An 11,507-nucleotide genomic window follows, 5' to 3' on the forward strand; every position below is an offset into this window, starting at 1 on the left:
CCAGCCCTGGCTGGTCGGCCCTATGCAGGAGCGAGCTTGCCTCGCGATCTCTTAAAAATTCAAAAGATCGCGAGGCAAGCTCGCTCCTACAGTATTAGCCTCAAGGGCACCCGCGCCCTTTTGAGGCTTGCGGGGTCTCGTATTTTTCCAGCGCTTCAGGCCCTGAGCGTTTATTGACCAGCGGCACGCTCTGCGCCTGCCAGTCGGCCTGGTAGCAACCACTCTCTTCGGGAGTGGCGGCCTCTGCCGGCGGCGGGGCCGAACCGGCGCAACCGGCCAAAAAGCCCGCAACTATCAACAGCGGTAACAACTTGACCATGTCCATGCTTCCTTTCAGGGCCTGAGTCATAGTCAGGCTTTGGCGCGGCTTTCCAGAATTTCAACAGCAGGCAGTACCTTGCCTTCAACGAACTCCAGGAAGGCACCGCCACCTGTAGAGATGTACGAAATTTGATCAGCAATGCCGTATTTGTCGATGGCTGCCAAGGTGTCGCCACCGCCAGCAATCGAGAAGGCTTCGCTGTCAGCAATGGCCTGGGCCAACACTTTGGTGCCGTTGCCGAACTGGTCAAACTCGAACACGCCTACCGGACCGTTCCACAGAATGGTTTTGGACGATTTCAGCAGGTCAGCGAAGTGCGCTGCAGTTTGCGGACCAATGTCCAGGATCATGTCGTCAGCGGCCACGTCGCCGATCAGTTTGACGGTCGCTTCGGCTGATTCTGCAAATTGCTTGGCAACCACAACGTCGGTTGGCAGCGGCACGTTGACCTTGGCCGCGATGGCGCGGGCAGTGTCCAGCAGGTCGGGTTCGTACAGCGATTTGCCTACCGGGTGGCCGGCAGCCGCCAGGAATGTGTTGGCAATGCCGCCGCCAACGATCAGCAGGTCGCAGATCTGGCTCAGGCTGTTCAGCACTTCGAGTTTGGTCGACACCTTGGAGCCGGCAACAATGGCCGCCATTGGCTTGGCCGGGGCGCCCAGGGCTTTGCCCAGCGCTTCCAGTTCAGCAGCCAGCAACGGGCCCGCAGCGGCAACCTTGGCGAACTTGGCAACGCCGTGGGTCGAGCCTTCAGCGCGGTGCGCTGTACCGAAAGCGTCCATCACGAACACGTCGCACAGGGCGGCGTATTGCTGGGCCAGTTCGTCAGCGTTTTTCTTTTCGCCCTTGTTGAAGCGCACGTTTTCGAACAACACGATGTCGCCCGCTTTAACGTCGACGCCGTTCAGGTAGTCGCTGACCAGCGGCACTTCGCGGCCCAGGGCTTTGCTCAGGTAGTCAGCGACTGGCTTGAGGCTGTTCTCGGCCGAGAACTCGCCTTCAGTCGGACGCCCCAGGTGCGAGCAGACCATAACCGCTGCGCCTTTTTCCAGGGCCAGCTTGATGGTCGGCAGCGAAGCAAGGATGCGCGCATCGCTGGCGACAACACCGTCCTTTACCGGGACGTTGAGGTCTTCGCGGATCAGTACGCGCTTACCTTGGAGATCGAGGTCGGTCATCTTCAACACGGTCATGGGTCGCAGTTCCTGAGTTTCTAATGTTAGAGAGCGGGTTTAGGGTGAGTGATGTGCAAATAGTGCTCGGCCACATCGATCATTCGATTGGCAAAACCCCATTCGTTGTCGAACCAAGCCAGCAGGTTCACCAGCCGTGGGCCGGAAACGCGGGTCTGGCTGGCATCGACGATGGCCGAATGCGGGTCGTGGTTAAAATCGCAACTGGCGTGCGGCAACTCGGTGTACGCCAACAGGCCTTTGAGCGGGCCGCTGGTCGCCGCCTCGCGCAGTACACGGTTAACTTCGGTGGCGTCGGTGTCACGCGCCGTGACCAAGGTAATGTCCAGACATGACACATTCAGGGTCGGCACACGTACGGCTTTGGCTTGAATCCGCCCGGCAAGTTCCGGCAATAAACGCTCAATACCTTTGGCGAGGCCGGTGGACACCGGAATCACCGACTGAAACGCCGAGCGTGTACGACGCAGGTCTTCATGGTGGTAGGCATCAATCACCGGCTGGTCATTCATGGCCGAGTGGATCGTGGTAATCGATACGTACTCAAGGCCGAACGCTTCGTCGAGCAGGCGCAACAGCGGCACGCCGCAGTTAGTGGTGCACGAGGCGTTGGACACCAGGCGCTCGTCGCCGGTGAGGGTGTGCTGGTTGACGCCATACACGATGGTCGCGTCGACATCAGCTTCGCTGGCCATTGGCTGCGAGAACAGTACACGGGGTGCCCCGGCATCGAGAAAGCGCTGGCCGTCGGCACGGGAGTGATAGACGCCGGAGCATTCCAGCACCAGATCCACGCCCAGCGCGGCCCAGTCGATACCTTCGGGGGTGGCACTGCGGAACACTTTCACGCAGTCGCCATTGATATGCAGGCAGTCGCCTTCGATCCGTATGTCGCCGGGGAACCGGCCATGGGTGGAGTCGAAGCGCGTCAAATATTCGAGGCTGGCCATATCGGCCAAATCATTCAGTGCAACAATTTCAAACCCGGCAGCCGCCCCTCGCTCAAACAACGCACGCAAGACGCAACGACCAATCCGGCCGTAGCCGTTGAGTGCAACTTTGTAAGGACGCAGTTGAGGCATGGGGTTCTCTTATCAGGGTGTAAACACAACGATCCCCCGTAGGAGCTGCCGCAGGCTGCGATCTTTTGATGTTTAAAAGATCGCAGCCTTCGTACCTCGGCAGCTCCTACGGGGGGATTGCTTAGTCTTCCAGCAGCTCTTCAGCCTGACCCAGGATGTTTTCCACGGTGAAGCCGAACTCTTCGAACAAGGCAGGCGCAGGCGCCGACTCGCCGTAGGTGGTCATGCCGATCACGCGGCCTTCCAGGCCCACGTACTTGTACCAGTAGTCTGCATGGGACGCTTCGATCGCAATACGCGCGCTCACTTGCAGCGGCAGAACCGACTGCTTGTAGCCTGCATCTTGAGCTTCGTACACGCTGGTGCACGGGATCGACACCACACGAACCTTGCGGCCTTGTTCGGTCAATTTCTCGTACGCCTGAACGGCCAGGCCGACTTCGGAACCGGCCGAGATCAGGATCAGCTCAGGCTCGCCTGCGCAGTCCTTGAGCACGTAACCACCGCGGTTGATGTTGGCGATCTGGCCAGCATCACGGGTTTGGTGGTTGAGGTTCTGACGCGAGAAGATCAACGCGGACGGGCCGTCGTTGCGCTCCAGGGCGAATTTCCAGGCCGCTGCGGATTCCACCGCATCGCATGGGCGCCAGGTGTCCAGGTTCGGCGTGGTACGCAGGCTGGTCAATTGCTCAACCGGCTGGTGCGTCGGGCCGTCTTCGCCCAGACCGATGGAGTCGTGGGTGAACACATAGATCACACGCTGCTTCATCAGGGCCGACATGCGGATGGCGTTGCGGGCGTATTCCATGAACATCAGGAAGGTCGCGCCGTAAGGCACCAGGCCACCGTGCAGGGTTACGCCGTTCATGATGGCGCTCATGCCGAACTCACGTACGCCGTAGTACACGTAGTTACCGCTGGCGTCTTCAGCGCTCACGCCTTTGCAGCCTTTCCACAGGGTCAGGTTAGAACCGGCCAGGTCAGCCGAGCCGCCCAGCAGTTCAGGCAGCAGCGGGCCAAAGGCGTTCAGGGTGTTTTGGCTGGCTTTACGGCTGGCGATGGTTTCGCCTTTGGCCGCGACTTCTGCGATGTAGGCGCTGGCCTTGGCATCGAAGTCAGCAGGCAGTTGGCCGCTCAGGCGACGGGTCAGCTCTGCAGCCAGCTCCGGGAACTCGGCAGCGTAGGCAGCGAAGCGCTTGTCCCACTCGGACTCAACGGCAGCACCGGCTTGCTTGGCATCCCATTCGGCGTAGATATCGGCCGGGATTTCAAACGGGCCGTGGTTCCAGTTCAGCGCAGTGCGGGTCAGGGCGATTTCGTCGTTGCCCAGTGGAGCACCGTGGCAATCTTCTTTGCCTTGCTTGTTCGGCGAGCCAAAACCGATGGTGGTTTTGCAGCAGATCAGCGTTGGCTTGTCGCTTTTACGCGCGGTGTCGATGGCGGTTTTGATTTCTTCCGGATCGTGACCGTCAACGTTGCGGATCACTTGCCAGTTGTAGGCTTCGAAACGCTTTGGCGTGTCGTCGGTGAACCAGCCTTCAACTTCACCATCAATGGAGATGCCGTTGTCGTCGTAGAACGCGATCAGCTTGTTCAGGCCCAAGGTGCCGGCCAACGAGCCAACTTCGTGGGAAATGCCTTCCATCATGCAGCCATCACCCAGGAACACGTAGGTGTGGTGATCGACAACGTTGTGGCCAGGACGGTTGAACTGCGCGCCCATGACTTTTTCAGCCAGGGCAAAGCCCACGGCATTGGCCAGGCCCTGACCCAATGGGCCAGTGGTGGTTTCAACGCCCGGCGTGTAACCGAACTCCGGGTGGCCCGGGGTACGGCTGTGCAGTTGGCGGAAGTTTTTCAGATCGTCGATCGACAGGTCATAGCCGGTCAGGTGCAACAACGAGTAGATCAGCATCGAGCCGTGGCCGTTGGACAGCACGAAGCGGTCACGGTCAGCGAACGAAGGATTGCTCGGGTTGTGCTTCAGATAATCGCGCCACAGTACTTCGGCGATATCCGCCATACCCATAGGGGCACCTGGATGGCCGCTGTTGGCTTTTTGCACGGCATCCATGCTGAGTGCACGAATGGCGTTGGCACGCTCACGACGGCTGGGCATCGCTGTTCTCCTGGGTATTGAAAGTTAAATCGAAACGGAAAAAAGGTGAGCATTTTCCCTCACCCACCGCCTTCGGGGCAATGACAGATAGTCGCTTGAAGCGTTTTTCATGCGCTTAACCGTTCAACCTGTTGAAGGTCGGACATTTCATTTCGTTATTGAGTGCAAGACATCCGACCAACGAACCGGTTATCGATCAATATCAAAAAGTTTTGATATTGAACTTGCGAGGTGTGAGACGGGTAACTAGACTGCGCCCCCATGAACTTACGCGTGCCTTCTATCCGCCATGACGATTGCGACGAGCTCTCCGCCCTGTGCAAGGCCGGAGGTGACCCGCTGCGACTCAATGTGCTGCGCGCGTTGGCCAACGATTCATTTGGAGTGCTGGAACTGACGCACATATTTGCCACCGGCCAGTCAGGCATGAGCCACCACCTCAAGGTGTTGTCCCAGGCACAACTGGTGGCCACGCGTCGCGAAGGCAATGCCATTTTTTATCGTCGTGCCCTGCCCCACACCGAACTGCTGGGCGGCAAGTTGCATGCTGCATTGCTGGAAGAGGTCGACAATCTGACCCTGCCCGCCGACGTGCAAGCGCGCATCAGTGCCGTACATGGACAACGAGCAGCGGCCAGCCAGGACTTTTTCTCGCGTATCGCCGAGAAATTTCGAGCTCAACAGGACTTGATCGCTGGCGTGCCACAGTATCGGGACAGCGTGTTGACGCTGCTCGACAAACAGAGCTTCAGCCCAGCCGCCACGGCCCTTGAAGTCGGCCCCGGAGACGGCAGTTTTTTGCCCGACCTGGCCCAACGCTTCCAGCACGTCACGGCACTGGACAACAGCTCGGTAATGCTTGAGCTGGCCCGCCAGCTGTGTGAACGCGAGTCACTGAACAACGTCAGCCTGCTCTTGGCCGACGCGCTGCACGATGCGCACCTGCAGGCCGATTGCGTGGTGGTGAACATGGTCTTGCACCATTTCGCGGCACCGGCCGATGCACTCAGGCAACTGGCCACCTTGTTGAAACCTGGCGGTAGCCTGCTGGTAACAGAGTTGTGTAGCCATAATCAGGCGTGGGCCCGCGAGGCTTGCGGCGATCTGTGGCTAGGTTTTGAACAAGATGATCTGGCCCATTGGGCCACCGCTGCGGGACTCGTTCCCGGGGAAAGCCTCTATGTAGGCTTACGTAATGGTTTCCAGATTCAGGTCCGCCACTTTCAGCGGCCGGCTGGCGACACTCACCATCGGTAAATATTAGGAAACCGTCGAGATGAGCGAATACTCCCTTTTCACCTCCGAGTCCGTGTCTGAAGGGCATCCGGACAAAATCGCCGACCAGATTTCTGATGCGGTGCTGGACGCCATCATTGCTGAAGACAAGCACGCCCGTGTGGCCTGCGAAACTCTGGTGAAAACCGGCGTGGCAATCATTGCAGGCGAAGTCACAACTTCGGCCTGGGTTGACCTGGAACAGATCGTTCGTGACGTGATCACCGACATCGGCTACACCAGCTCCGACGTCGGTTTCGACGGCGCGACCTGCGGTGTCATGAACATCATCGGCAAGCAGTCCCCTGACATCAACCAGGGTGTTGACCGCGCCAAGCCTGAAGATCAGGGCGCCGGTGACCAGGGCCTGATGTTCGGCTACGCCAGCAACGAAACCGACGTGCTGATGCCAGCACCGATCACCTTCTCGCACCAACTGGTTCAGCGTCAGGCTGAAGCCCGTAAATCCGGCCTGCTGCCGTGGTTGCGCCCGGACGCCAAGTCCCAGGTCACCTGCCGTTACGAAAACGGTAAAGTGGTTGCCGTTGACGCCATCGTGCTGTCGACCCAGCACAACCCGGAAGTGTCGTACAGCGACCTGCGCGAAGGCGTGATGGAGCTGATCGTCAAGCACGTGCTGCCGGCTGAACTGCTGCACAAAGACACCCAGTTCCACATCAACCCGACTGGCCAGTTCATCATCGGTGGCCCGGTGGGCGACTGCGGCCTGACCGGCCGCAAGATCATCGTTGACACCTACGGCGGCATGGCCCGTCACGGCGGCGGCGCGTTCTCGGGTAAAGACCCGTCCAAGGTTGACCGTTCGGCGGCTTACGCCGGTCGTTACGTGGCCAAGAACATCGTGGCTGCCGGCCTGGCTGAGCGTTGCGAGATCCAGGTTTCCTACGCAATCGGCGTCGCTCAACCGACTTCGATTTCGTTGAACACCTTCGGCACTGGCAAGATCTCTGACGACAAGATCATCAAGCTGGTACGTGAAGTGTTCGACCTGCGTCCATACGCCATCACCACCATGCTCGACCTGCTGCACCCGATGTACCAGGAAACAGCCGCTTACGGTCACTTCGGCCGCACGCCGCAGACCAAAACCGTTGGCAACGATACCTTCACCACGTTCACGTGGGAGCGTACCGACCGCGCTGAAGAACTGCGCGCCGCCGCTGGTTTGTAAGTAAGCCAGAAGCCCCGGACAGGTCACTGTCCGGGGCTTTTTTGTGCCTCACAACATCTGCCCCTGTGGGAGCGGGCTTGCTCGCGATGGCATCGACGCAGTTTGTCTGACACACCGCGCTGCCTGAATCGCGAGCAAGCCCGCTCCCACAGAAACACCCGGCAATCTTCTGCCCAAGCGCCACGGCCATCCTCCACTAGCCTTAAGCGTTCACTCCGGGCAAGGACGCTCATGATGCTGGCCATACTCCGCGTTTTCAGTGGGCTTCTGCTCGCGTGTCTCAGTTTCAACACCCTCGCCAACCCCTGCGCCGACGAGCAAGCCCTGCGCCAACAACTTAAGGTGTGGGACGACAGTTACCACCGCTTGGGGGTTTCTCTGGTCAGCGATGCGGTGTACGACCAACTGCGCAGCCGCCTGGAACTCTGCCGTGCTGTGGATAACCCACTGCAAACGGCAAGCGGCCCGATGGCTCATCCCGTGGCGCAAACCGGGCTGGCCAAGCTGGCAGATGAACGCGCCGTTGAACGCTGGATCAAGGGTCGTCAGGACCTGTGGGTACAACCCAAAGTGGATGGCGTGGCCGTCACCCTGACCTACCAGCAAGGCCAATTACAGCACGTCATCAGCCGCGGCGACGGGCTTAGCGGGCAGAACTGGACGGCGGCTGCACAGGTGATCAGCGCCATCCCGCAACGCTTGCCACAGCCTGTGGACATGTTATTGCAAGGTGAACTCTATTGGCGGGTGCCCGGCCATGTTCAGGCCAAGGCGGGCAGCGTCAACGCGCGCAGCACCGTGGCCGGGTTGATGGCCCGCCATGCGCTGAGCCCTGAACAAGGCCAGGGCATTGGCCTGTTCGTATGGGATTGGCCCCAAGGCCCGCACGCACAAAGCGAGCGACTGGCCCGTTTGGCCGAACTGGGCTTTACCGACAGCCAAACCTACAGCCAGCCCATCGACCATCTGGACCACGCCCGGCACTGGCGCGAGCATTGGTTTAACACCCCGCTGCCGTTCGCCAGCGATGGTGTGGTGTTGCGCCAAAGTCAGCGCCCGGCCGCCGAGCGTTGGCAAGCCAAACCTCCCAACTGGGCCGCCGCGTGGAAATACCCGCACGCCCAGGCGCTGAGCGAAGTACGTAAGGTTACGTTCAACATTGGCCGCACCGGGCGCATCACGCCCATGTTGGAACTGACCCCGGTGCGCCTTGATGACCGCACGATCAAACGCATTAGCGTGGGCTCGCTGCAACGCTGGCAAGATCTGGATATTCGCCCCGGCGACCACGTGGCCATCAGCCTGGCGGGCATGACCATTCCCCGGCTCGACAGCGTGGCCTTGCGCGCCAGTGAACGAGTTGAAGTCCTGGCGCCCCAGCCCAATAACTTCCATGCCTTGAGCTGCTGGTCGGCAACACCGGGCTGTGAACGTCAGTTTTTGGCGCGGCTCAATTGGCTCAGCAGCAAGAAGGGGTTGGCCATGCCGTTTGTCGGGCCCGGCACCTGGAATACGCTGATTCAAGCCGGTGAGGTCAATAACCTGCTCGATTGGTTGACCCTGGACGCCGCCCGGCTTGCTAACATTGGCGGCTTCGGCGAGCGCAGCAGCGAACGTTTGCTCGCCAGTGTGCACGCGGCGCGGCAACAACCGTTTGCTCGATGGGTAAAAGCCCTTGGCTTGCCGCCCACCGGCGATGCGCCGTTGGGGCAGTCATGGCAAGCGCTGGTCGCGCGCGATGAACAGGCCTGGCAGGCATATGCCGGGATAGGTGCCCAGCGTGCTGCGCAATTGACTGAATTTATGCGTGAGCCGAACGTACAGGCTTTAAGTGAACAGTTACGGCCTGCCGGAATTGCCGGTTTCGACTAGAAACTGCCCACAGCGTTACGCGAGGCGTATGCTGCGTCCGGGTTTTTGAATTGTGTTTATTGTCATTATTTTTGTCACGGAGCTTTTTATGAAACGTTTTTCACCGCTTGTTCTCTTGACTGTTTGCGGCCTGCTGGCCGCCCCTGTGATGGCTGCCGACCCTGCTCCAGAGCTGACCGGTTGCGCCGCTAAAAAACAAGCCATCACCCTGCAACTTGAACAGGCACGCGCCCACGGCAACAGCAACCAAGCGGCCGGCCTGGAAAAAGCCCTGAGCGAAGTGACGGCGAACTGCACCGACGCAGGCCTGCGCAAAGAGCGTGAAAACAAGGTGCTCGACGCCAAGCACGAAGTTAGCAAGCGCCAGGCCGACCTGGACAAAGCCATGAAAAAAGGCGATCCGGAAAAAATCGACAAGCGCAAAACCAAGCTCGCCGAGTCTCGTAAAGAGCTGCAAGAAGCGCTGGATCAGTTGGACAAGTAAGTCGCTGAACCGCCCTGTAGGAGCGAGCTTGCCTCGCGATCTTTTAAACAATCAAAAGATCGCGAGGCAAGGGATTGTGCCCACTCAGTGATTCCTGAATGCCTTGTGGCACGCACTGCACGTGTCCTGAACTTTCTGCACCGCAGGCGTCAGGTTGCTGGCTGAGTACGGCTGCTGCTGGCTGGCGATCACCAGCGCTCCTGTCGCCGCTTCCAGCTCGCGGGCCAATGCTTCAAACCGTGCCTGTTGCTGCCAGACCGCGTCGGTGGCGCTGGTTTTATCGGAGTCCTTCACCTGCGGGAAATGCGCCCAGGGCTGATACGCCAGCGCATCGAGCTGCATGGCGGCTTCAGCAAAGCGCGGACCGTTAAACGGTACCCGGCCCTTCAACATGCCGCTCAGCTCTTCACTGGTACTGAGCATTTGTTTGAAAATCGCTTTACGCTGACCCAGCGGTGAGTCCGGATCAATGCCGCCACACGCCGACAGCGTCAGGCAGGCCAGCAACACAATGCAACATTGTTTAAAAGTCATGGTGGCTTCACGTCACGAAAATCGGTCGCCAGTATCCTCGTGTCACTCGCAAAGACCAATACCCCTATTAAATATACGGGTTGCCTCGACGGTTATTTGACCTCGGCAACTCTTGAAGGAACCTCGCTGATGAGATCACTTTTCAAGCCGCTGGCGTGGGCGCTGCCGATTGTCATGCTGCTGGCCGGGTGCAATGGCACCGACAAAGACACCGCCAAACCGGTCCCGCATACCACCTACAGCAAGGCGGACTGGAGCGCGCTGCCGGAAGTGACCGGTGTTGACCTGCAAAACGGTTTCGCCTCATGGCGCAGCGCGTGCACACGGCTCAAGGCCGACCCTAACTGGGGCAGCCTGTGCAGCGCTGCCGCCAGCTTGCCGGCCAACCCGAGCGTGGCTGAAGTGAGCAGTTTTCTGCAAACCCACCTGGACGTGTACAGCTTGCGCTCGGCCGAAGGCAGTAGCGACGGCTTGATCACCGGCTACTACGAGCCGGTCTACCCTGGCAGCCTGAAACAGACCTCCGCGGCCCATGTGCCTATTTACGGCGTGCCGTCTGATTTGATCGTGGTGAACCTGGACAGCATCTACCCGGAACTCAAGGGCAAACGCCTGCGCGGTCGCCTTGAAGGGCGTGTGCTCAAACCGTACGACACCGCAGAAACCATCAACAACCAAGGCCTCAATGCGCCGGTACTGGCCTGGCTGACCGACCCGATGGACCTGCAATTTCTGCAAATTCAGGGGTCGGGCCGCGTGCAACTCGACAATGGCCGTCAACTGCGCATCGGCTATGCCGACCAAAACGGCCACCCGTACAAACCGATTGGCCGCTGGTTGGTGGAACAGGGCGAGCTGAAAAAAGAAGACGTCACCATGGGCAGCATTCACGCCTGGGCAGTGGCTCACCCTGAGCGCGTGCACGAACTGCTGGCCAGCAACCCAAGCTACGTGTTCTTCACGCAAAACCCTGACAGCAACGAAGGCCCGCGCGGCTCGTTGAACGTGCCATTAACGGCAGGTTACAGCGTGGCAGTGGATCGCAGCGTCATCCCGCTGGGCAGCTTGCTGTGGTTGTCGACCACCCAGGCAGACGGCCAGCCGATCGTACGCCCGGTTGCCGCCCAAGACACTGGCGGCGCCATTGCCGGTGAAGTGCGCGCAGATTTCTTCGTAGGCACCGGCCCCGAGGCCGGGAAAATCGCGGGCGACATGAAGCAGAAAGGCAACATCTGGCTGCTGTGGCCCAAAGGCGCAGCGTTGCCGCAATAACAACCAATGCCTCTGTGGACCTGCCGCACCGTCTTCGACGCCGCGCTGTCGCGCAGCAAACAGGTCACCGAGTATCTTCAGCATTCCCCAATCGGTTCCCTCTCCTTCGGGAGTGTATGGACCGGGGACATAGCGAACACAATGTTCGGAGACATCGCGAAC

The 11,507-nt window shown here is 59.7% G+C and carries 10 protein-coding genes; 5 read left to right on the top strand and 5 right to left on the bottom strand.

The window, feature by feature from the left end; translation table 11 throughout:
• Positions 1-100: 100 nt before the first annotated feature.
• The 4 genes from GHO25_RS16485 to tkt all read right to left on the bottom strand — a co-directional run bounded on the left by GHO25_RS16485 (position 101) and on the right by tkt (position 4,716).
• On the bottom strand, positions 101-319 hold the full coding sequence (locus GHO25_RS16485; RefSeq protein ID WP_048370857.1) for a hypothetical protein: 219 nt from the start codon (positions 317-319) through the stop codon (positions 101-103).
• 32 nt (positions 320-351) lie between these two features.
• On the bottom strand, positions 352-1,515 hold the full coding sequence (locus tag GHO25_RS16490) for a phosphoglycerate kinase (protein WP_048370859.1): 1,164 nt from the start codon (positions 1,513-1,515) through the stop codon (positions 352-354).
• A 26-nt stretch (positions 1,516-1,541) separates the two neighbouring features.
• Entirely contained in the window at positions 1,542-2,597 is a 1,056-nt protein-coding gene (epd, locus tag GHO25_RS16495; RefSeq protein ID WP_048370861.1) for an erythrose-4-phosphate dehydrogenase, read from the bottom strand.
• 121 nt (positions 2,598-2,718) lie between these two features.
• Positions 2,719-4,716, bottom strand: coding sequence for a transketolase (gene tkt, locus GHO25_RS16500; protein WP_153391283.1), 1,998 nt, complete (start codon positions 4,714-4,716; stop codon positions 2,719-2,721).
• Positions 4,717-4,977: 261 nt separating this feature from the next.
• Between tkt and GHO25_RS16505 the strand changes: the two genes are divergently transcribed.
• The 4 genes from GHO25_RS16505 (at position 4,978) to GHO25_RS16520 (ending at position 9,539) form a co-directional block, all read left to right on the top strand.
• Positions 4,978-5,973, top strand: coding sequence for a metalloregulator ArsR/SmtB family transcription factor (locus GHO25_RS16505; RefSeq protein WP_048370865.1), 996 nt, complete (start codon positions 4,978-4,980; stop codon positions 5,971-5,973).
• A gap of 19 nt (positions 5,974-5,992) precedes the next feature.
• Positions 5,993-7,183 (top strand): methionine adenosyltransferase, encoded by a 1,191-nt coding sequence (gene metK, locus GHO25_RS16510; protein WP_048370866.1) that lies wholly within the window; start codon positions 5,993-5,995, stop codon positions 7,181-7,183.
• A gap of 234 nt (positions 7,184-7,417) precedes the next feature.
• Positions 7,418-9,055: an NAD-dependent DNA ligase LigB gene (gene ligB / locus GHO25_RS16515; RefSeq protein ID WP_153391285.1), complete on the top strand. Its 1,638-nt coding sequence runs from the start codon at positions 7,418-7,420 to the stop codon at positions 9,053-9,055.
• 88 nt (positions 9,056-9,143) lie between these two features.
• Complete coding sequence (locus GHO25_RS16520; protein WP_048370869.1) at positions 9,144-9,539, top strand: DUF1090 domain-containing protein; 396 nt, start codon at positions 9,144-9,146, stop codon at positions 9,537-9,539.
• Positions 9,540-9,623: 84 nt separating this feature from the next.
• Here the strand turns inward: GHO25_RS16520 and GHO25_RS16525 are convergent, their stop codons facing one another.
• A complete protein-coding gene (locus GHO25_RS16525) occupies positions 9,624-10,073 on the bottom strand; it encodes a cytochrome c (protein ID WP_153329427.1) in 450 nt (149 codons plus the stop codon).
• 129 nt (positions 10,074-10,202) lie between these two features.
• Between GHO25_RS16525 and GHO25_RS16530 the strand changes: the two genes are divergently transcribed.
• Complete coding sequence (locus tag GHO25_RS16530; protein ID WP_153391287.1) at positions 10,203-11,345, top strand: murein transglycosylase A; 1,143 nt, start codon at positions 10,203-10,205, stop codon at positions 11,343-11,345.
• Positions 11,346-11,507 lie beyond the last annotated feature (162 nt).

Source organism: Pseudomonas sp. FSL R10-1350 (genome assembly GCF_009600525.1).
In the GTDB taxonomy this organism is placed as follows: domain Bacteria; phylum Pseudomonadota; class Gammaproteobacteria; order Pseudomonadales; family Pseudomonadaceae; genus Aquipseudomonas; species Aquipseudomonas helleri.